This window comes from Polaromonas sp. C04 (assembly GCF_002002705.1).
Lineage (GTDB): Bacteria > Pseudomonadota > Gammaproteobacteria > Burkholderiales > Burkholderiaceae_C > Rhodoferax_A.
In genome coordinates this window covers 64,669-85,839 of record NZ_MUNS01000022.1, presented here as the reverse complement: position 1 = coordinate 85,839, position 21,171 = coordinate 64,669, and the positions used below count along the sequence as shown (strand labels likewise).

Sequence of the window (21,171 nt, the reverse complement as noted above, 5' to 3'; positions counted from 1 at the left end):
AGCGAGTGTCCGCTGCTGGTCGCCAAGAGACTGCCGAGAAACCAGCCCAGGTCCACGCTTGGAGAGCAGATTCAGAACTCTGTCGTGACGATAGTGAACTGGACCTCGGACGTCTCGTGCGTCATCACCCGGTCCTTGAACATCGGATGCGGTGGGTCGCCGGGCGACGCAGCGGAAATGACCTTTTGGCTCACTTTGGGCGCCGGTGGCCGCGCCACAATCCTGAGGGACACCTGAAAGCTGGCGCTACCTTGACCTGCTCCCACCGACATCGGCAGCATCAACACAGTCAATCCAATGACCCCGGTCGAGACGAAATATCGCGTTGCTTCCATGGGGTCGGTCAAGGCGTGCCGTATTGTGGTCAACATCGGGGCCTCAATGCACATTTCCAAGGGTATTGATGGAACCCGCACTGCGCCGGCTCCGCTATGGGGTCAGAGGCCCAGGAATCGGCTTGCGGGGGGCGTGAAGCTGAGGCGCCGCCTCGGCAGGCGAATCCCACTGCGGCTCCTCGAAGTTGAGCACGGTGATATTGCCGTCGGCCGTCTCCGGCATCTCCTGCGTGTTGTCTGGCCAGTTTGGTCGCAAGAACCAGCCGGACGAGACAGACTGCAAGACGCGGGCTCCCCGTGAATAAATTCCCCCCAACACCAGCCTTAAGCTTATCGAGCGAATCGCACCGCGGGACACGGCGTTGGCCAAGGCGCGCAGCATGGCAGGGGGAACCTGGCACTGCACGGACCAGGCATCGTCGGCGCCGACGTCTGGACGTTGACGCGCCAACCCCACCTTGGCCCGCGTGTAATGCGGCGCTTTACCCAGAACCTGCGCCAGCTCTTTATGCTCGCGCCATACGTCGTCGTTAAGCGCATAGAAGTCGATAGCCAGCGTGCGGGCCTTGTTGCCGGGGTCACCCATGACGGAAATCGAACTGTCTTCCAATGTGGCTGTCCCCCGCACGGACAATGACTTCTCCTGTGCCATATCGCGGTCGTCGTCGCCGAAGTGGAATGGATTCACCTCGCTGGACAGGTGGAGCTGACTGACGTGCAGATACATGGTCCGGTTCGGGCACAGCCGATAAGTCTCATCAGCGCCTTCGAGCGTTTCAATGCCCAACACGCCGTCGGCTTCGGCTGACACCTTGACTGGGATGGTTTGCCCGTGCTGTCGCTTGCCCGGCTCGGTTGGCTTAAAGCTCCGTTCTTCCGCTCCTTCTGGGTTTATTTCAATTCCAACGACTCTGTTATTCATTAGTTTTCTCCCTGTTGATTACAGGGTACCCGCGCGGTACCGTGCACGCGCATACGGTTGTGAAACGTTATGTGGAGTTGCGTAACTCAATCCCACTTCGTAGCACCTTGCAACATCAGTCTGGACTTGAATCCAGAAAGTACGTGTAGGACGAGCGCTCCAGCCTGCGACCGGCAATGTCTCTATCCTGCTGCGCAAGGAGGCACTAGTTTGTTCGAATCACTCGTGTTTCTACCGGCGACTTCATCAGCATCGTTGCAACAGTGAAATAGGTATTGGGCCGGAGCCTGACCTGGTAAAAGGGCCTGTGCGTGGCTTGCCAATACTCACGCTCTGGCAGCTATTTCCAATGGTGTGATGAGATTGTGGACAGAAGGGGTATCGGGACTGTGGTTCAACCTCTGCCAACAGCTTGCGAGAGATTGGCTGGACCCCGGTTGAGAATATCGACTCCTGGCCGGACGCCGGCGTTGACTATCCGGAAATCCTCGCCCAAATCGCCCGAATGCGTCGGGCGTGGTCTTCGAACAGGTATGAGCCAGCCAGCGTCAGAAGACCCGAAATCACACCCGTTGTGATGGCTTCGGCAAAGGGGAAGCCGTAGTGATTCGTGTGCGAGTAGGCGTCGCCCAACATTGTCAGAAAGCCCACCACTAGCGAATTGCCGTATCGGTTCGCGTAGAGCTTGGTCGCCGGCGTGAACGTCAAGAGCACAGCCAAAATTCCAGTGGCCAGACCTGTCTGTAGTGCGAGCGTCCAGTGGGCAAGGCTCATGAGATTGCCCCAGCTGCCCGGCATGCAGGTCATGCACGCGCTGGTCGGCTGCCAGAAGCGCTCGACAAACAGCCTGGCTAGGCGCTTCCAATCGCTTGACATCATTTGTTCCCCATCGATGATGCGCCCGCAGGATACCGCACATCCTGACTCCTCGTTGGCAAGCACTGGTCCCGTCGTTTGACGTGGCTTGGCATCGATGGTCCGCTCTTGGACCCAGCAAAGGTCGTTGTGCGCGCCGCGAAGGTCGGCTATCGGGCGAATTGAGCGATGCCAGCGAACGACGGGGCTTGGTCGAAATCCGCCTTCTGTGGTCAGCGAGCCAAAAGTCGGCTCACGACTTCGGCCTCGACTGCGCCCGCGTCCATGCCCGCATGAAAGACCGCGCAACACGACGATTCCGTAGTACCTGCGCTGCGATAGACCGCTATCACGCTACCCGGCCCAGCCCCCGTGTGTCCGCAGAAGGTCAAGCCTGCGCCTACGCCGCCTTGCATGAGACCAAGACCGTAGGTGGGCGAGGTCCAGGGCCGTCCGGGAGTCGGGCCGCCGACCTTGCGTCCCGTTTGCATCTCGCGCAGCAAAGCCTCAGGCAGCAACTTGCCGGTCAGCAGGCGGTCCAGTAGCAGGGATGCCTCTGCGAGCGGTCCGACGAGCAGACCGTGGTAGACCCAGCCCGGGTGATAGTCCCATGCGGACCCGAGATATACCCCCTCCATGTCCTTCGGACCCCGGGCAAGCTGCGTGCGCATGAGGCCCAATGGAGCAAACACCCTTTGACGCAGCGCCCCGTCCAGTGCAAGGCCTGTTAGCCGCTCGATAAGCCGCGCCACGTGCATATAGCCGACGTTCGAGTATCCCCAGCTGATTCCCGGTCGATAGCGCAATCGATGGCCATCCAGGCGTTCCATCATTTCCTGCTCGGACCACGGTTCCTTATGGCGGGCGACGGCGGCGTGATAGTCGGCAAGTTCTCCGTAGTCGGCTAATCCAGCTTCATGCCGAAGCAGCTGGCGCAGCGTAAAAGGCTCGCCAAAGACCGGGTCGTCGAGTGCAATCAGTCCGTCGCGCACCAGCGAAAGCGCCGCGGCCGAAAGGACGGTTTTCGTGAAGCTCCACCAGGGCACTATGACATCCGCCCGCTCCTGCCTCGTCATGGAACCATTTTGTAGAAGTGCAAAGGACATATCGGTTGATTCGGTAGGCCAACAAGGCTCCGTTTGAGCTCCATCGCCCTTGTCATGAGTCAAAACAGGCCCGCATTTAGTTTCGGGCGGACAGCCGCAGGCCCGACTATCATGTTCATCCACGAAATGGGGAAAGAACGTTCAGAGATGAGACTGGCCACTGGAATTATCGTCTTGCTTGCCGCGCTGGTGGCGGCAGAACCGTGGACGTCCCGCGCGAATGTCGGTTGGGGAGTCACGTTGGTGGCAGGACTGGGAATTATTTTGGCCGTCTGGATTGTGCGAGCGTGGCTTCGCAATCGGCAGCGCAGGCGGTTGATGGACATGCGCGACTCTGCGCTTTGGTGAGACACCAAGCCGAAATCGGCCAGGTGCCGCTCGCCCGGACCGCTGCATTTCAAACTTGTGTTGAGTGTTGGTCGTTTGCCCCCTGAATCTTCAACCCACTGTGACCGTTTGAATGTCCCGCTCTGGTTGCATTGCCCGACTTTGCCTTGCCTGCCGTTGCACGGCTGGCGAATCTGGCAAGTGTTTTCATCAATGTCAAGGGACCCGGCATGTCTGCGCGTTTTTTGAGCAGCATCGGCATCACCATGGTGGACGCCACGTTCGCGAGTTGTGCATGCCCTTATCCACAGCTTAGACCACCATCCTGACGGGCAACTTTTGATGGAATAGTCCGCTTGCATCCAGTTTGGTGACTTCAAAATGAGTCTCGAGCCGCAGATGCGAGACTCTTCGATGAGGGACGATTGCCCTCATAAAAAATGCCGCCAACCCATCGGGTCAAGCGGCATCTACTTTTACTGACCGACGCAGTGCCGGCCAGCGGGACGAGGTGAGTTGTGCTGACTACTTGGCAGCTGCTTTAGCGGCCTTGCGCGCAGCGGCCTTGGGGTCAACGACCGCCTTGAACTTTGAGCCGGCGGTGAACTTCGGTACGGTGCCTGCTGGGATTTTGAGCGAAGCGCCGGTGCTCGGGTTTTTGCCGGTACGGGCAGCGCGCTTTGCCGACTTGAAGGTGCCAAATCCGACCAGGGTCACCGAGTCGCCCTTTTTGACGGCAATCTGGATGGTTTCAATGAGGGTGTCCAGGACGCGGCCAGCAAGTGCGTTGGAAATGTCGTTCTTGGAAACAAGCTTTTCGATGAGTTCGGAGCGGTTCATTTTTCTTTGACAGCAATTAAGTTGATGAAGCGGTAATCTTACTTCGTGGGCGGTTGGGGGTCGACGGCATCGCTTTGGCAAGTGGCCGGAATCGGATTTCAATGGCTTCGCGAGCGGTCGGGGCTCCTTCCGTTCTGACACATCCTGATGGACTCAATTGAGATTGATTTGCGCTATGCTCTGCGACTCTTCTCAAAAATTGGAATTAACAATGGCAAAAACCCTCGCTCAATTAAACGCCCAGATTGCCGAGCTGCAAAAGAAGGTCGATGCGGTAAAGGCCAAGGAAGCGGTCGGCGTTATTGCGCGCATCAAAGAGGCGATTGCACACTACGGACTGACGGCCGCTGACCTGGGCCTTTCGGGACCAGCTGCCAAGGCTGTCAAGGCTATTGGGGCGCCAGGGCAGGTCGTTGCAAGGAAGACGCGCAAGAAGGCGGTCAAGAAGCCTGGGGGCGTGATTCGCTATCGTGATGAAGCTGGCCATGCTTGGACTGGTCACGGCAAGCGACCGGGGTGGTTTCTCGCAGCTCTCGAGTCGGGCAAGACCGCGCAAGACCTTGAGGTCAAATAAGCGACCTCGCGTCGCGCAAGCGCGGGGGAACTCCTGTGAGGGCTCCGCCTGAAAACCGGGTCGCCGACTCCTGTGAAAGAGCTGACTCAAGCTATCCCCCTGAGCTGCCTCCCTCCTGTTGCGCTGGAGCGGCCGCTGTCGCTGTTCGGAGCATCGTTTGAGGTGCTTATCTCGACCGGCTTCACGCTGTCGCCGCATACCGTTCTGCAAAGTGCCCTTGACAAGAGCTTCATGCAGCTGGGTCGAGGTCACCCTGAGCGCCCGGACCGCATCATTCACGACTTTTGGCGAGGAGTCACGGGCAAGAATGTCTTGTCCGAGACTACACGCATACCCATTCGGCGAGTGCTGGGGAAAGCTTTTCCAGCCGACGTGCTAGAAGCGGCACTGGACGGGCAAGAGCCGCCACCCCTTCCACGACAATCCGACTGGCAGACTATGTTGGCGGGCCTCGGTGAACCGGGTTACGGCGTGTACCCGCTTGTGGAGCGATTGGCCCACCTGGACCGCGTAGCAGATTCAGTATGGCAACTGTTTGAGGATGGGTTGCCGTCCGAGGCCTTGGCATTGATGGAGCAGCATGTGGGCCTCCCGCTTCAACATTGGAGTCAGGAAAACCCGAGCCTTCCGCCTGCAGTGGTGCTCTTGGTGGATATCAGTTTGCAGACCCTGGCCTGGTTCGAGTGGCAGAGCGCGCTAGAGAGTGCCCTTGACAAGAAGGAGCCTCGCCCATCGAGAGCATTGCCCTTGCTGGCGCCGGCCAGAAAGCCGGTAGGGAATTGGCTTGGACGACTGGAGCGGGCCGCCGGCTGCGCCAACTTGAAGGAATTGGCGGACCTGATGCTGGCCAAGGGAATCAAGCGAAACGACAAGTACGTCAGTTACGACCTATTGAAGAAATGGTCGAGTGGGCTGATGCCTCCGCGGGTCAGCTGGGAGTTGTTAAAGGTCGCCAGCGGGCGGGTGGACGCGCAGCGCGAGCATGGCCTGCTTGTGGTCGCCCGGTTCCTGACTTTTCTATGCGACTTGGTGGTCGCGGGTACTCGCGGCGAGGCACGCTTGTGGAAAGCCACGCAAGGCCAGATTCGCAGCCGGTACGCTGAGCTCTATGCCTCGGAGGGTGCTCGTCGTGGGGCTCCTTGAAAAGACGCGCCCCACAGCGCATGCGCTGTAATGCAGCACTGCAGGGCGCGAGCCCGCCTTTGTCCGGCGGGTACCTGCGTTTACTCTTCGTCGTCGTCTCGTGGACCTTGGTACGCGTCGTTGTTGGGGTTCAGCTGATTGCTATGGTTGTCCATAGCGTCGTCGTATGCGTCGTTGTTCGGATTCATGCTATCGCTGCGGTCATCATTTGCGCTTCTGCCCATGGTCTTCTCCAATAGTAGTTATGCCGGAAAATTGAGGGTGCCATTTCTGCCGGCTCAGAAACTCACCAGCCGCTCGTGCGGTAAGGAGGAGTTTCTTGGATGCAGCGCGCAATCCGGTGCTGTTCTGTGAAAAAGTTGGTGCGCTGATTTCACCTGACGCTCGGACGCGGTCAGCGAGACCACCTGCTACTCAGGTTAGGCGACGGTCCTACCGAGCCTCGGCAGATTCACCATCCGGTACCAGTCAGGTTGCCCTTGCTCCACGACCTCAATGGACTCCTCGCCACTGGACAAGGTCACGATTTCCACGGGTATGGTTCCACCGCCCCATCCCGGCAAGCTCCAAAGCGTGACCACCTTGTCACCGCGCCTGATGCGCTCAATCACATCGTCGACAAAAGCATCTTCGCATTCGTTTTGATAAGGTCCCTGCGGCTCATCTATGCATTGAATGGCCACCTCGACGAGTTTGCCGTTTTCATGGCGGGCTGCGCCAATGACGTACGAGTTCATTCCAAGGTCCTTGCGTGTGAGGTGGAGTTATGGGAGGGGGGATTCAAAGTCCAGCGGGTTCTGGAGCGGCATCCAAGCTAGACCTGCAGTTGCCCAGGGGTCGAGTCAGCACGAGCCGGCGCTGCGGGCACCGGTCCCGCATCAAACTGGCCCTCGTCGAACAGCTGAAAGACCGACCGCGCCTGCTCATCCGTCTTCGCGTCAAGCCAGGTGTCGTACGCACTAGGCGTCAGCACCACAATGCTTCGCTTCTCCTTGCCAAGTTTATGAAAGCGGTTCATCAGCGGGTGTTGGTCCGAGTTGATGGTGGGAAGAGTGAACGACCAATATTTCTCACCCTCGGGTGAGGTCCAGCGGTCGTACAGGCCGGCCACGGCAAACGCCTCGCCATCGCGCCGGTAAACATCCCACCACTGGGATTTTCCGGATTCGTAGTTCGGCTCGGTGAACGTGTGCATGGGTATCAGGCAGAACTGGCGCCGCTTCCAGGGACCGCGGTAACTGGCGGCGGTGGCAATTGTTTCGGTGCGGGCATTCAGCGTGTCATACGACAGCTTAATGGCTTTGGCAAAGAACGGCACCAGGGCGAAGTGTCCTTCCTCGACCACCAGTCCCGTGCCGCCTTGGGGTCGCCGCAGCATCGGCGCCTTGTAGCCCTTGTAGGCCCTCGCTGGGTAGTCGAACGCGGGCTCCGGCACGTCAAAGAGGTCGGCGATGGCGCGGGGCTTGGCAGGGGTGTACTGATTGCACATGTCGGCATTGTGTCGCTGAGGGTGGGGGTGCACAACTGCGCTGGACCCGCAGCGTAATGCGCGCCGCCAAAAAACACATTTTCTGGACGTTCCCGGGTTTCTCGATATACTGGATAAATACACAGTTAAATGCTCAGTACACCATGTTTGCCCAGCCCCACTGGCACGAAGGCGCTTTGCCTTCGCCAGGCCCCTCCACGTCGCGACATTTCAATGTCGCCCAGTTGCCAGGTCGTGTCGCCAGCGCGATTTGGCGCGGGAGCGAGCTCGGGTCGGCGCAGGAGGAGGTCGTTGAATCCGGCTTTGCCGCACTGGATGCCGAATTGCCCGGTGGGGGCTGGCCGCTCCGCGCTCTGATTGAAGTGCTGCAACCCCAGCCCACGCTGTGTGAATGGCGCCTGCTCGGCGCCAGCCTGAGACGGGTGACGGAGGCTGGCGGCCAGCTCTTGCTGGTGAGCCCACCCAAGCATCCACATCTGCCCGGTCTTTTACAGCACGGCCTGCGCGCCAACCAGATGGTCAGGCTTGATGCTCGCGCACCCGCCGAGCGCCTGTGGGCGACCGAGCAGCTGGTGAAAGCCAACCCGGCCGGGGCCATCCTTGCCTGGTTGCCACAGGCGCGGCAGGAACAGCTCAGACGCCTTCAAGTGCACGCCCAGTCCTGCGATGCATTGGTCTTTCTTTTCCGCCCGGCGGCGGCGCAATTTGACGCGTCACCAGCACCCCTGCGGGTACTGGCAGAACTTGGTGCTGACTGGCAACTGAAGGTGGAAGTGTTCAAGCGCCGCGGGCCCCCGCAGGAACGCCCCATCTCGCTGTTTTCTATTCCGGACAGCCTGGCGGGCGTGTTGACGCCACGTCTGTTGCGGCCAAGCCAGTTTCTTCCATCGTCGGAGACCCCCCATGTCAGCGTGCTGGGCAGCTCTGCTCGCGAACCCACCCGCGTCCAGCTCGTGTCCCACTGACCTGAGGGGTGTGGCAGTGTGGGCACTCCAGTTCACGCCGCGGGTCGCCCATCTGGACGAGTCGGTGGTGATGGAACTCGAGGCGAGCCTGCGGCTCTTCGGCGGCGGCGACCTGTTGCGCGAGCGCGTGGTACAGGAGGCGCGGGAACAGGGCATTGCCATCGTGAGTTGGGCACCGACCAGTCTGGCCGCGTTGGCCCTGGCCCGCAGTGGGTTGGAAGACGGGTTTCGCAGGCCCCTGGGGCAGTTGCTGGACAGTCTGCCGCTCGAATCCTTGAGCGCCGTCGCCGCGCATCAACCCACCCTGGCGCGCTTGGGCTGCCAAACCCTGGGTGATGTGCGCCGGCTGCCACGCGGTGGCATCAGCCGGCGCTTCGACAAGCATGTTCTGGTGGCACTCGACGAAGCCTATGGACTGCGGCCCGCAGCGCATGACTGGGTGGTGCTGCCGGAGTCCTTCGACGCCAGGCTGGAGTTGCCCGGGCGAGTCGACTCGGCAGCATCCCTGATGTTCGGCGCTCACCGGCTGCTGCTGCAGATGTGCGGCTGGCTCGCGGCACGAAACGCCGGGGTGACGGCCTACGTGCTGCGCTGGTGCCACGATGCGATGCGGGCCAGGCCGGCCGGGGACGGTGGCGAGCTCATCATTCGCACCGCCGCACCAACGCGGGATATCAGTCACCTCGCTCGCCTGCTGGCCGAACACCTGGCGAAGGTCAAGCTGCTGGCGCCGGTCGGCGATATCGAGCTCGCTGCACTGGACGTCGTTGCCCTGGAGGAGGCCAGCAAGTCGCTGCTCCCCGACACGGTCCGCGCGGGCGACGAACTGGGCTTTGTACTGGAGCGCATTGCCGCTCGGCTGGGGCCCGAGCGGGTCCTGCGACCGTGCGTGGCGGAAGACCACCGTGTCGAATGGATGCAGACCTGGCAGCCGGCGGAAGAGGCAAAGAGGACGCGCGCCGCAAGCAGGGTCCCGCGGAGCGTCGACATTCCGCAGCCGTCGTGGGTGCTGGCGCAGCCGCTCAAGCTCGCCGTGGCCCAGCATCGCCCGCTGTACCAGGGGCCGCTGCAGCTCGTCGTCGGGCCGCACCGCGTGGAGGGAGGCTGGTGGCACCGTGCAGCGAGCCTTGACGAACGCCAGGTGGCTCATAACGTGCAGCGCGATTACTGGGTCGCGCTCAGCCAGCACGCCGGTGCCCTGTGGGTGTTCCAGGAGCGCCTGGCGCACGACGACATCAGCTGGTATCTGCACGGCGTATTTGCCTGAGGCGTCACCCCCATGGCCACCTTGCCGGCGTATGCCGAGCTGCACTGTCTCTCGAATTTCACCTTTCTGCGGGGTGCGTCGCACGCCGAGGAACTGGTCGAGCGGGCCACCGCGCTCGGCTATCACGCCCTGGCTATCACCGACGAGTGCTCGCTGGCGGGCGTTGTGCGAGCGCATGTGGCCGCCAAGAGCCACGGCCTCAAGCTGATTGTGGGCAGCGAGTTTCAGGTCGACGCGGCGGTGCCGTTCAAGCTCGTTGTGCTGGCCACGAACCGCAATGGCTATGGCAACCTGTCGCAGTTCATCACGGGCCTGCGCCGCTCATCGGAGAAGGGAACCTACGCGCTGAGTCTGGAGGCCGTTGACTCGCAGGCCCCGGCAGACTGCTTGATGCTGGTCCTGCCATCACGCCACGCCACGCCTTGCGAGCTGCTCGCACTGGGCCAGTGGATGCTGGGACAGTTCAGCGGGCGCTGCTGGCTGGCGGTGGAGTTGCTGCACCACCTGGGCGATGCGATGTGGCTGCACCGGCTTCGCGAACTCAGCGTTGCCACTGAAATTCCGCTGGTGGCCAGCGGCGATGTGCACATGCATGTGCGTTCCCGCAAGCCCTTGCAAGACGTTCTCACGTCCATCCGGCTGGGCCGGCCACTGACGGATTGCGGCCTGGACCTGCAGGCCAGCGCCGAGCGGCACCTGCGCTCACGCCTGCGGCTGGGTCACCTGTACCCCGCCGACCTGCTGGAGCAAACAATCGCAATCGCGGACCGTTGCCAGTTCTCCTTGGACGAGTTGCGCTACGAGTACCCCGCCGAGGTCGTGCCTTCCGGGGAAACGCCCACCAGCTACCTGCGGCGCATCACGTATGAGGGCGCGGGGCGGCGCTGGCCCGATGGCCTGCTGGCCAAGGTCCAGACCCAGATTGAGCATGAACTCGTGCTCATCCGCGACCTCGGTTACGAGCACTATTTCCTGACGGTGGCGGACATCGTCGCCTTCGCCAGAAGTCAACACATTCTTTGCCAGGGGCGGGGCAGCGCGGCCAACTCGGTTGTCTGCTACTGCCTGTACGTCACCGAGGTGGACCCGGCCCGCATGTCCGTCCTGTTTGAACGGTTCATCAGCAAGGAAAGAAATGAGCCTCCCGACATCGACGTCGACTTCGAGCACGAGCGCCGCGAGGAGGTGATTCAATACCTGTACCGAAAGTATGGCCGTGACCGCGCGGCCCTCACCGGGGCCGTCATCACATACCGGCCCCGAAGTGCCCTGCGCGACGTCGGCAAGGCGCTCGGATTCGAGCCGGAAGCCGTCGACCGCATGGCCAAGGGGCACCAGTGGTGGGATGGAAGGCAGGTTCAGCCCGAGCGACTGGCCGAACTCGGGCTCGATGTCTCCGACGAATTGCGGGTGCAGCAGTTGGTCCGGCTCACCGGGGAAATTCTGGGATTCCCACGCCATCTATCCCAGCACACGGGTGGATTCGTTTTGACCAAGGGGCCACTGTCCAGAATCGTCCCGATTGAAAACGCCTCGATGGTCGACCGCACCGTTATTGAGTGGGACAAGGACGACCTCGATGCAATGGGGTTACTCAAGGTGGACGTGCTGGCGCTGGGGATGCTGACCGCCATACGCAAAAGCCTGGAGTTCATCAGCCTGCGCAAGGGGTATGAGTTCGAAATGCAGGACATCCCGGCGGAGGACGACGCCACGTATGAGATGGCCTGCAAGGCGGACACGGTCGGCGTGTTCCAGATTGAGTCGAGGGCACAACAGGGGATGCTGCCGCGGTTGCAGCCGCGGTGTTTCTATGACTTGGTGGTTGAGGTAGCCATTGTGCGGCCCGGCCCGATTCAAGGCGGTATGGTGCATCCGTACCTTAACCGCAGGCAGGGCAAGGAGCCTGTGACCTACCCCAGCGAGGCACTGCGCGAGGCGCTCGGGCGCACCCTAGGTGTTCCGGTTTTTCAGGAACAGGTGATGCAAATATCCATCCTGGCGGCCGGCTTCACGCCGGGCGAGGCCGACGGGTTGCGCAGGGCGATGGCGGCGTGGAAGCGCAAGGGTGGCGTGGAAAAATATTACAACCGCATCGTCGATGGGATGACCTCGCGCGGGTATGAAAAGCCGTTTGCCGAGGCGATTTTTGAGCAAATCAAGGGGTTCAGCGAGTACGGATTCCCGGAGAGTCATGCTGCCTCATTTGCCTTGCTGGTCTATGCCAGTGCCTGGATTAAGCGTCACGAGCCTGCGGCGTTCCTGGCTGCGATGCTCAATTCTCAGCCATTGGGGTTTTACTCGCCGAGCCAGCTGGTCCAGGATGCCAAGCGGCACGGCGTGGAGGTGCGCGCGGTCGACGTGATGGCCAGCGAGGTCGACGCCACACTGGAGGATATGCCGCATGAGCCGGCGGTGCGACTGGGCCTGCGCCTAGTTTCCGGGCTCAGACGGGAATCGGCGCTGCGCATTGTGGCGGCGCGAACGCAAGGGCCGTTTGACAGCGCGGAGGACCTGTCGCGGCGCGCCAACCTGGAGCAGCACGAAATGAAGCTGCTGGCCGCAGCAGATGCCTTGGCGAGCGTGTCCGGTCACCGGCGGCAGCAGGTCTGGGATGCCGCAGCCCTGCACGCGCCACCCGAGTTGTTGCGGGAGGCGCCGGTGGACGAGGAAATCCTGGAGCTGCCCGAGGCGCCCGAGGGAGAGGAAATCGTCTGGGACTACGCCTCCACCGGACTCACGTTGCGGCGCCATCCCTTGGCGTTACTGCGGTCGAGACTGGCAGCAAAGCGGTTTTTGTCATCGAGCGAACTGCGGGACCTGCCAAACGGGCGGCTGGTGCGCGCCTGCGGCATGGTCACGTTGCGCCAGCAGCCTGAGACAGCCAATGGCACGATATTTGTGTCACTCGAAGACGAGGGTGGTGCGATTCAGGTCATTGTGTGGAAGCGGATTCGGGAGGTTCAGCGCAAGGAGTTGTTGGAGGCCAGGCTCATGGGGGTCTATGGGGTCTGGCAGAGGGAAGGGGAGGTCCGCAATCTGATTGCACGGCGTCTTGTCGATTTGACGCCGCTGCTAGGGAGGCTGGCAACGTCGAGCCGGGATTTCAGGTAAGCGTGGAGTGGCGCGCGCTGGAAAACGGTAGCGTCGTTATTTGGCGCACCCAGGCGCGCCGAATGCAGAGCCTCAGGAAGTCAAAATATTGGCCGCCACCAGGTCAAGCTTGGACGGCGCGTAGCAGCGGCGTCGTGACGGCAATGAACACCCCCACGTTCGCGACAACCGTCACCCAGAATGCGATTCGAAACAATACCTTGCTGGTTTTGTGGCGGAGCATCTGCTGCGCGACGATGGCACCCGGCCAGCCGCAGAGCAAGCCGAGCAGAAGCAGGGTGCCCTCAGAGGTTCGCCACTCGCCCGCCTGCGCTGCGGTCTTGTCATGGACATAAAACAGGCCACAAATCAGGCTAAGAGCCAAATATCCGAGCGCCAAAATTATCGACGTGCCCCAAACCAAAGTGACGACCAGATAGAGGAGGGCGAACGCGGCAAGCGCAAAGATGCTCGAAGTCCCCCACCGCGTTGGCGACTTTCCAACAGCTCGCGAGCTCGCACGCGCGGGTCGGACTATCAGGACGTTCTTTGCGCGTTTTTTGCCTTCAGCCGTCTGCTCAACCTCAAAGGTGAGTTTGGAATTCAGCTCGGGCCTACCGAACCCGGCGGGAAAGGCCTTGACGTGTACAAAAACTTGTTGGCCACCGGTGGCGGACTCGATGAAACCGAATCCGCGCTCGTCGTTCCAGATTTTGAGTTGACCTTCGAATCGCATTTTGTATATCGAAAAACGCCCGGTGGAGCGTAGGGTGGTTGGGGGAGAGACTTCAAACGAGCCAGGAAGGCACGGGCATTATCGAGGGCGCTGCAGGCAAGACTTTGTGTGGGCGCCAATGACAGCGGTGTTTGGGTCCGGCAGACGTCGGCATCAGCTGCATCCGCGACACGTTGCAGAACTCGGACTTTTGCGGATATCAGTGATGAGGCAGGTGAGGGCGCTGTCCTCGTATTTCCAGGTCTTGCTAAGAATGAAGGTGGCGCTTCAGTTGCCATTGCTGCGTGTGGAGAACGGGGCGACCAAGAGAACAAACCCGCGGTAGGCACTTCGAATCAGGCGGCGAGGCTGCTCAAATTTCCATTGCTTTCGAAAATGGATGGTCGTCAGTCAGCCCGTTGTAGACATCCATGCGTCGTGCGGCATCACTTGCAGTCTGCCTCTCTCCGTGAGCCAGGGCAATGATGTATTCAACGAAGTCTGCGGAGTCCAGGGGCCGAACCAAAATGTCAAAATCCTCCCCGTTGTGGTACCACACAAGGGAAGTCGCGACTCTAGACCCCAGCCAGGCCTTGGTGTTGATTTGTGTCTCAGGGGCGGCATCGGAGCGTATGCCCAGCGCAAACTTCTCGAAGAGCTGGTCGGTCGGCTCCCGGGTTTGAGGGGTAATCACCATCTTCCCGCGTTTCTTCACGAAGTCTGGCCATTCATGCCCTCTGGCGTATTGAGCCAACTCGAAAGCAGTTTGACGCGCCCGCTGCGCAACCTCTTGCGCGGTCAGGCGAAGTGCTGCCTCCGGCACGGGTAGTTTGGTCGCGATGTCGATGATGTTGGTCATGTACATCCTCTCAAAAAGCACCCCGCGGGAACGGGGTGTTTGGAATCAATGGTTAGCCATTCAGCTGACTGGTCTCAGTAGCGTATTCAACCAACGTGTCAGCAATTTCCTGGCTAGAAACAAACCCCTCTTCGTCGATTACCTCGGCCAAGGCAGCCAGGGCTTGCCACCAACGGTCCGTAATCCGGAAGCACTCATCGTAGTCTCCGACGTCACTGATAAAGTCCTCGAACGCTGCCTCGTTGGCAAAAAACTGCTTAACCCAGCCCTTTTGTTCGACGATTCCGGCCTCAACAGCCAAGGTAATGGTGTCAAGAATTTCGTGCAGATTTAGCGCCCCCGGCTGCTTTTTCATGGGGGTTATCGTCAGCGCTTTGGCATCAATGAGGTGCGGGTAAGCCTGCACGGCACGATATTCAAATTTGTAGCCTGCAATCTTCGTCATAAATTCCCTTGGTGTGTGTTGATGTCCTACGTCTTGTAGCGACCAAAATATAGAAAACCCCCTGCAGTAGGGGTCTGCTAAATGTATCAAATTGTCATTACTAAATTAGTAGCACCTTTTGCCTTGTCAGCAACATCACGCCCCAGCCAAGTCGCCTTCGATGAGTGTTGTCGCGTCATAAACGTTGGCTAGGACGTGGACCTCGGCCGCATCTTGCCGGCAGTCGATTCCGGATGGGCGGTAGTTCCCAGGCGAGCCGCTGAGTTCAAGGCCTCAAGTCATACGCCGCGTCGAATGCACGTTGGAGTTCAGCGCTGACGGCGGGTAGACCGTCAACAACCCGTTTGGCCCAGGCGAAGTACTCACGACGCCGCTCTAAGGGCCAGCCCGCCGGCGGCGCGTTGGCCATGTCCCATAGATTGCAGGTCTTGTCTGCAAGCTTCACTAACGCGGCTTCGCGGCTCATGTGAGGCGCATGCTCAACCTGAAGCTCCTTTCGCTTCGCCTTGGGCAGCGTTTTGTCGTCAGTGACCTCGGCGACCACTCGCGTCACCGCTTCGCCGAATCGGTCTAGCAATTCCTGGTATGTCGTTTTGGTGTCCTCAATCGTGTCGTGAAGGACGGCTGCCTGCAAGACGACGAGGTCCTCGATGCCGCCGGTGGTGGCCAGCAGTGTCGCCAGAGCGATGGGATGGTTAATGTAGGGGCTTGCGTCAGCGTCCTTGCGACGCTGGTTCCGGTGTCTTTCCGCCGCGAACGCAATGCATTCAAGGAGCGTGCTTAGATTGCTCATCTCGATTCTCCAAACCTTCTGACTGAAGCGTAACCTTCAGCGTCGAATCGCCGCGCCACCCTCCTGAAACTTCTTCCAAACCATCTTTGCCACCATTTTCTGGATAACGCCCATGATGCGCTCGTCCTTGAGCAACTGGTCAGCGATATGATTTTGGGCGTCCTTGGCCTCGATGACCACGTCCGTGAACTCATCCCTGACGTCACCCATCGCGAACTGTTCCTCGGAGTTATTCAGCGCCTGAGCGGCGAGCTTTTCGCTCGCCATCAGGCGACCCTGCCACGTCGTGACCAAGCCGATAAAGTTACCCTTCGTGGCGCCTAAGAGGCACATTTGTCGTTCTCGCTGAGGGTGACGGCTTGCGAAGGAGCATGCCGAGAAATGTCCATCGGATTCAGGTCTGTCGCAATGGCCTCCACGTTGCAGCCGTCGAGCGTTACTGCTAACGCATGTTGCGTCACCTCAAAGCCTCCAGCTTGACCGGGTAAACTGAAACAAAGGATTTGGGGAGCCATGAAGCACGTCACCATCATTTTTTCTGCGTCCACATGACGCGGTACAACGCAGAAATCTCTGCCGGTTCATTGCTGGCGCTCGAAGGCCGGCGCATTGCTAGGTTGCTCCTGTCCGACCCCGACCCGTCAGCATGGCGGCACGCCATCGAGACCGAAAACATCCTGCAGAAGAAAACACCGGCCACTGCTCGTCGGCAAGCCAAGCTCCTACGTCGACGCTTGACCACCTTGGATGCCCAGGCTTGGAAAATGGTGGCTGAGCGAGAAACTGATGCGGTCATCCAGTTACTCTTGGCTGCAGCCGTCAAACACAGCCAGTTGTTGGGCGACTTCATGCTTCGTGTCTATGCCGACCGTCAGCGCCGTCTGGAGCCAACCCTGGCACCTGCCGACTGGCAGGATTTTCTGGCTGAGTGCGCCCATCATGACGCAGCCGTGGCGGGCTGGTCCGAGTCCACCAAGGCCAAACTATTCCAGGTAATTGTCCGCATCCTGGCTGAAGCCAAGTACCTTGAAAGTGCTAGTTCAATGAGGTTGACACCCCAATCCCTGCACCCCGACGTGCGTCGCTATTTGAGCGCGCGTGGGGAAACCTATGCCCTTGACTGCCTGGAGCGAGTGAGATGACCCTGAGCTTTGATGAGCGACTCAACCAAATCCTTCCTCGACTCACTTCACGTGACTTTCTGGACAGCAAGGGCTTGGGCAACGAAATTGGTTTCTGGATTTTTGACTACCCTCCTGACCGGGAGCTGGATATGCGCAGCTTTCTTTCGGGCACCGTGTTGCCCGCCCTGACAAAGCAGGTGCCAGCCCTGCGCGCCGATACCGTTGATTTGCTGCAACTGGTGACGGGTTTGCTGGAGGAGCGCAATTTGCTCGACAAAGCCATGGAGATGCAGCTCAACAAGGGAGACGACAGCACCTTAGTCGCGCTCCGCTCGGTGCTCAAAGAAGACAAGATTGCCCAGAAGATTGCCTCCCAGCACGACATTGCCAATCTCGACCTGTTGATATTGACCGGTGTCGGCGCTGTCTATCCCATGCTGCGCACGCACACCTTGCTGTCAGCACTGCACCCCATCATGGGCGATACACCGTTGCTTGTGTTCTTTCCAGGTCGCTACGACGGACATTCGCTGCGCCTGTTCAACACATTAACCGAAGACCACTACTACCGTGCCTTTCGCCTCGTGCCGGAAACAACCTAGCGCTTCACCGCGGTCGCATATTTCAGATAGTCAGAGACAGATTAAAAAATGAACATCAAAGAGCTTTTCCTCAAGCCCATCGACCGCCCAATCAACGGTGTCGTCAAAGCCGACCAAATGGATGCCGCCAGCGTCTGGCAAGAGCTGGAGGAGTACGTCGTCACGAAACAGATTAGCGAGTACCTGCGCAAGTTCTTTGATGCCTACCTCGCCGCTATTGACCGTCCACACGACGCGGCCATCACCGACCGCATGGGCGTCTGGGTATCGGGCTTCTTCGGCTCGGGTAAGTCACATTTCATCAAGATTCTGTCGTACTTGCTCGAAAATATCGAAGCGAGCAACGGCCAGACTGGGGACAAGCGCAATGCGGCCCAGTTCTTTGACCACCAAAAAATCAAAGATGCGATGCTGCTGGCTGATATCCAGCGCGCCGTGCAGGGCACCGCCGATGTCATCCTGTTCAACATTGACGCCAAGGCGGACAGCAAGGCCGACCGCGATGCCATCCTGCAGGTGTTTTTGCGCGTCTTCAACGAAAAACTGGGCTTCTCGGGCGACGCGCCACACATTGCCGACATGGAGCGCCATCTGGTCGCCAAAGGCGTTTTCGACACATTCAAAACCGCTTTTGCAGCCTCCAACGGCAGTACCTGGGAGAAGGAACGCGATGCAGTTGACTTCCTGCGCGATGACGTGGTCGCCGCACTGGCCCCCGCCCTCAAGATGTCGCCCGCGTCCGCCGGCCAGTGGTTCGACAGCGCCCGAGATGACTACCGCATCAACATCGAAGGCTTTGCCAAGGTGGTCAAAGACCACCTGGCCACCCGGCCAGCCAACCACAAGGTTATCTTTCTCGTGGACGAAGTGGGCCAATTCATTGGCGCCAACTCCCAGCTCATGCTCAGCCTGCAGACTATCACCGAGCAACTGGGCACTCAGTGCAAGGGCCGCGCCTGGGTCATCGTCACCAGTCAAGGCGATATTGACGCCGCCATTGGGGACGCCAATCTGGCCCGAAGCCAGGACTTTTCGAAAATTCAAGGTCGCTTTCACACCCGCTTGTCGCTTGCCAGCAGCAATACGGACGAAGTTATCAGCGAACGTCTGCTGACCAAGACCGAAGGCGCCCATGTATTGCTCCGTGACACGTTTGCCAGCAAGAGTGACGTCATCAACAATCAGCTGAGCTTTGTTGGCAATGCGGTCAGTCTGCGCGGTTACAAAGATGCGGCGGAGTTCGTCGCGACTTACCCCTTTGCTCCGTACCAGTTCACGCTGCTGCAAAAGATATTCGAATCCATCCGCAAAGTCGGTGCCACCGGCAAGCACCTGTCGCAAGGCGAGCGCTCCTTGCTGGACGCGTTTCAGGCCGCAGCCGTCAGCAATGCGAATAAAAGCACTGACATCCTGGTTCCGTTGTACGACTTTTATTCCTCTATCGAGAGTTTCATTGATGGTGCGGCCAAGCGCTCCATCGACCAAGCACCAGAAAACCTCGGCTTGCAGCCCTATGACAGCCAGTTGCTCAAGGCGATGTTCCTCATTCGCTACATCTCGGATATCGTCAAGCCCACCATCGACAACCTGGCCACGCTTTGCATTGACCAGATTGACGCCGACAAGCTCGCCCTCAAGCGCAAGATTCAAGAGAGTCTGGCCCGCCTGGAGCAGCAGCGTTTAGTCAGCCGTAACGGCGACCTGTGGTTCTTCCTGACAAACGAAGAGCGCGATGTCGCCCGCGAAATCGGCCATGTCGACGTCTCCGCCGCTGAAAAATCTCGCGAGTTGGCCAAACTGATTTTTGAAGACATCTTCAAGGACCAAACCAAGGTGCGCCACCGCGATACCAAATCCGACTACGAATTCAATCGCCTTCTCGATGGTGCACCCTGGCGTCAAGCCAGCCACGCACTGAATTTTGAAGTCATCACCCCACTGGGCGATGACTACGACAAACTGCAACCCGCCAAATGCATTCTGCGCAGCAGTGAGGGCAATGGCCGCGCCCTGGTCCGTCTAGCTGAAGGTGAGCGCCTGGACATCGAACTGGCGCTCTACCTGCAAATAGAAAAATACATCGTCAGCCCGAAAGCCGACCAAGCCACCCCTTCGCTCAAACGCATCCTGGCCGACCGCAAAGACGAAAACCGCGAGCGTCGCTTGCGCTTGGTGCATCAGCTCTCCGAACTCATCACCACGGGCGATTTCTACGCCTTGGGCCAGTCCGTTCAATTCAAGGCGGCCAGCCCGGAGAAGGTGCTCGATGAACTGCTCAACTACCTCATCACCAACACCTACAGCAAGCTGCCATACCTGAAAGTGCGCCGGGCCGACCCGCAAGCCGAAATCAAAGCCGTGCTCAGTGCGGACGACCTAGGCCAGCACGCCCTGGGCCTGGATGGTGAAGATGGCAACGCCCAAGCCATTAAAGAGATGCGAGACTACCTGCACCTGGCCGCCGGCCAGAACCGGGTGCTGCTGTCTGACGTCGTGGACCGCTTTGCCGGCATCCCTTGGGGTTGGAAGCCCGAGTGGGAAACCGTGCTGCTCATCGCCCGCCTGTTCATGGCCGGTGAAATCAAGCTCATGCTGGAGGGCTCTGACCTCGGCCCGGCATCCGCTGCGGACCCGCTGACCAAGTCGGCCCGCTTCAAACAGGTGTCTATCCTCAAGCGCAAAACCGCGGATGCTAGCAGCCTCAAGCGTGCCCGCGAGCTGTACAAAGACCTGTTTCAAAAGATGGGCCGCGAAGAAGAAGACAGCCTGGTCGCTGACTTCCGTGCCCGCTTGACCGATTGGCAAGCTGAACTCAAAAGCTACGCTCACACCGCCGGCACGCCGCATCACCCCGGTAAGGCTGATATCGATGCCGCGCTCATCCGCATAAATCAGCAACTCAGCATTCGCGACAGCTTTGCCTTTATCGAAGCCCTGCTGCCAGCCAAAGACGTGTGGTTGGACGCTGCCGACGACATTCACGACCTGGTCAACTTTTACAACACTCAAATCACCGCCTGGCGCAAGCTGCTGGAAGGCTTGCGTGCCTTTGCCGATAATCGCGACGCCCTGAACAAAGTGGCACCGGCTGCCGCCGCACTGAATGACCTGGCCCTCATCCGCGACAACCCTAAGCCTTACAGCCAGGTCAACCGCATCGAATCACTGCTGGCCACGGTAGCCGCCGTCAATGAAGAGCTGACCCAGGTCCGGCGCGAGAAAGCGTTGCTGTCCATTGATAGCAAGTTGGCAGAGGTGCAGGCCAAGCTGAGTGCCGCAGGCGCTAACCCTAACCCTGACCTCAGCAACAAAGCCCTGCGCCCGTTGCAAGACTTGAAGGCCCGCGTCGCCAGCCAGACCAGCATTGCCCAGATATTGTTGTTGCAAGGGCAGGGCGGCGATGTCATGGACGAAGCCATCAACCTGGTTGAAGCCGCTGCCGCCAAGTCTGCGCACCAGGTCGCGACGCCGAGCGACACCAGCAAGCCGGTGCAGACCGGCCAGCCCAATGTGTCAGCGCCTGTGACCAAAACCACCCGCGTCATCCGCGCCGCCGAGCTTTCCAGCAAAACCTATCTTGAAACCGAAGCGGATGTGGAGGCCTTTGTCGTCAAGCTGAAGGCCGAGCTCATGGCCGCCGTCCGCGCCGGCCAAATTGCCCGGATTCAATAAACACCACCGCGTTGATTCACTCTTAATTCAATAGCCGCTAACGTA

Annotated in this window: 22 protein-coding genes; 9 read left to right on the top strand and 13 right to left on the bottom strand. The window is 59.8% G+C overall.

Annotation, left to right across the window (positions count from 1 at the left end):
- Positions 1-71 precede the first annotated feature (71 nt).
- From B0E49_RS04190 to B0E49_RS04175, 4 genes are all read right to left on the bottom strand, one after another.
- Positions 72-347: a hypothetical protein gene (locus tag B0E49_RS04190; RefSeq protein ID WP_144264431.1), complete on the bottom strand. Its 276-nt coding sequence runs from the start codon at positions 345-347 to the stop codon at positions 72-74.
- Between the two features lie 82 nt (positions 348-429).
- On the bottom strand, positions 430-1,257 hold the full coding sequence (locus tag B0E49_RS04185; protein ID WP_077560715.1) for a hypothetical protein: 828 nt from the start codon (positions 1,255-1,257) through the stop codon (positions 430-432).
- Between the two features lie 474 nt (positions 1,258-1,731).
- Positions 1,732-2,133 carry a hypothetical protein gene (locus B0E49_RS04180; RefSeq protein WP_077560870.1) on the bottom strand — a complete coding sequence of 134 codons (402 nt, stop codon included), beginning with the start codon at positions 2,131-2,133 and terminating at the stop codon, positions 1,732-1,734.
- Between the two features lie 212 nt (positions 2,134-2,345).
- Complete coding sequence (locus B0E49_RS04175; protein ID WP_077560714.1) at positions 2,346-3,218, bottom strand: serine hydrolase domain-containing protein; 873 nt, start codon at positions 3,216-3,218, stop codon at positions 2,346-2,348.
- Positions 3,219-3,329: 111 nt separating this feature from the next.
- Between B0E49_RS04175 and B0E49_RS04170 the strand changes: the two genes are divergently transcribed.
- Positions 3,330-3,566 (top strand): hypothetical protein, encoded by a 237-nt coding sequence (locus B0E49_RS04170; RefSeq protein ID WP_077560869.1) that lies wholly within the window; start codon positions 3,330-3,332, stop codon positions 3,564-3,566.
- A 49-nt stretch (positions 3,567-3,615) separates the two neighbouring features.
- Here B0E49_RS04170 and B0E49_RS20010 read toward each other — a convergent pair whose 3' ends face one another.
- Complete coding sequence (locus tag B0E49_RS20010; protein WP_144264430.1) at positions 3,616-3,813, bottom strand: hypothetical protein; 198 nt, start codon at positions 3,811-3,813, stop codon at positions 3,616-3,618.
- Positions 3,814-4,070: 257 nt separating this feature from the next.
- Positions 4,071-4,385, bottom strand: a complete 315-nt coding sequence (locus tag B0E49_RS04165; RefSeq protein ID WP_077560713.1) for an HU family DNA-binding protein — start codon at positions 4,383-4,385, stop codon at positions 4,071-4,073.
- A gap of 211 nt (positions 4,386-4,596) precedes the next feature.
- Between B0E49_RS04165 and B0E49_RS04160 the strand changes: the two genes are divergently transcribed.
- Positions 4,597-4,959, top strand: a complete 363-nt coding sequence (locus B0E49_RS04160) for an H-NS histone family protein (protein WP_077560712.1) — start codon at positions 4,597-4,599, stop codon at positions 4,957-4,959.
- Between the two features lie 72 nt (positions 4,960-5,031).
- Positions 5,032-6,102 carry a hypothetical protein gene (locus tag B0E49_RS04155; protein ID WP_077560711.1) on the top strand — a complete coding sequence of 357 codons (1,071 nt, stop codon included), beginning with the start codon at positions 5,032-5,034 and terminating at the stop codon, positions 6,100-6,102.
- Positions 6,103-6,521: 419 nt separating this feature from the next.
- On the opposite strand, the gene B0E49_RS04150 is transcribed toward B0E49_RS04155, so the two are convergent.
- Positions 6,522-6,839 carry a hypothetical protein gene (locus tag B0E49_RS04150; RefSeq protein ID WP_077560710.1) on the bottom strand — a complete coding sequence of 106 codons (318 nt, stop codon included), beginning with the start codon at positions 6,837-6,839 and terminating at the stop codon, positions 6,522-6,524.
- A gap of 77 nt (positions 6,840-6,916) precedes the next feature.
- A complete protein-coding gene (locus tag B0E49_RS04145) occupies positions 6,917-7,591 on the bottom strand; it encodes an SOS response-associated peptidase (RefSeq protein WP_077560709.1) in 675 nt (224 codons plus the stop codon).
- Between the two features lie 56 nt (positions 7,592-7,647).
- On the opposite strand from B0E49_RS04145, the gene imuA reads away from it, so the two are divergent.
- Genes imuA through B0E49_RS04130 form a run of 3 tightly spaced genes read left to right on the top strand, consistent with a single transcriptional unit; the run spans position 7,648 to position 12,937 of the window.
- On the top strand, positions 7,648-8,556 hold the full coding sequence (gene imuA, locus B0E49_RS04140) for a translesion DNA synthesis-associated protein ImuA (protein ID WP_286137790.1): 909 nt from the start codon (positions 7,648-7,650) through the stop codon (positions 8,554-8,556).
- A complete protein-coding gene (locus B0E49_RS04135; protein WP_077560708.1) occupies positions 8,495-9,823 on the top strand; it encodes a Y-family DNA polymerase in 1,329 nt (442 codons plus the stop codon). Before imuA ends, B0E49_RS04135 begins: the two co-directional genes overlap by 62 nt.
- 12 nt (positions 9,824-9,835) lie before the next feature.
- On the top strand, positions 9,836-12,937 hold the full coding sequence (locus tag B0E49_RS04130) for an error-prone DNA polymerase (RefSeq protein ID WP_077560707.1): 3,102 nt from the start codon (positions 9,836-9,838) through the stop codon (positions 12,935-12,937).
- 103 nt (positions 12,938-13,040) lie between these two features.
- On the opposite strand, the gene B0E49_RS04125 is transcribed toward B0E49_RS04130, so the two are convergent.
- The 5 genes from B0E49_RS04125 to B0E49_RS04105 all read right to left on the bottom strand — a co-directional run bounded on the left by B0E49_RS04125 (position 13,041) and on the right by B0E49_RS04105 (position 15,995).
- Entirely contained in the window at positions 13,041-13,652 is a 612-nt protein-coding gene (locus tag B0E49_RS04125; RefSeq protein ID WP_077560706.1) for a DUF1294 domain-containing protein, read from the bottom strand.
- 352 nt (positions 13,653-14,004) lie between these two features.
- Positions 14,005-14,490, bottom strand: coding sequence for a hypothetical protein (locus tag B0E49_RS04120; protein ID WP_144264429.1), 486 nt, complete (start codon positions 14,488-14,490; stop codon positions 14,005-14,007).
- Positions 14,491-14,542: 52 nt separating this feature from the next.
- Complete coding sequence (locus tag B0E49_RS04115; RefSeq protein ID WP_077560704.1) at positions 14,543-14,935, bottom strand: hypothetical protein; 393 nt, start codon at positions 14,933-14,935, stop codon at positions 14,543-14,545.
- 265 nt (positions 14,936-15,200) lie between these two features.
- Positions 15,201-15,728: an HD domain-containing protein gene (locus B0E49_RS04110; RefSeq protein WP_077560703.1), complete on the bottom strand. Its 528-nt coding sequence runs from the start codon at positions 15,726-15,728 to the stop codon at positions 15,201-15,203.
- 36 nt (positions 15,729-15,764) lie between these two features.
- Complete coding sequence (locus tag B0E49_RS04105; protein WP_144264428.1) at positions 15,765-15,995, bottom strand: hypothetical protein; 231 nt, start codon at positions 15,993-15,995, stop codon at positions 15,765-15,767.
- A gap of 281 nt (positions 15,996-16,276) precedes the next feature.
- Here B0E49_RS04105 and B0E49_RS04100 point away from each other — a divergent pair, with 281 nt between their 5' ends.
- Genes B0E49_RS04100 through brxC form a run of 3 tightly spaced genes read left to right on the top strand, consistent with a single transcriptional unit; the run spans position 16,277 to position 21,126 of the window.
- Positions 16,277-16,870 carry a DUF1819 family protein gene (locus B0E49_RS04100; RefSeq protein ID WP_077560701.1) on the top strand — a complete coding sequence of 198 codons (594 nt, stop codon included), beginning with the start codon at positions 16,277-16,279 and terminating at the stop codon, positions 16,868-16,870.
- Positions 16,867-17,454, top strand: coding sequence for a DUF1788 domain-containing protein (locus tag B0E49_RS04095; protein WP_077560700.1), 588 nt, complete (start codon positions 16,867-16,869; stop codon positions 17,452-17,454). The genes B0E49_RS04100 and B0E49_RS04095 overlap by 4 nt, the downstream gene beginning before the upstream one ends.
- A 48-nt stretch (positions 17,455-17,502) precedes the next feature.
- Complete coding sequence (gene brxC / locus B0E49_RS04090; RefSeq protein WP_077560699.1) at positions 17,503-21,126, top strand: BREX system P-loop protein BrxC; 3,624 nt, start codon at positions 17,503-17,505, stop codon at positions 21,124-21,126.
- The last annotated feature ends 45 nt before the right edge of the window (positions 21,127-21,171 follow it).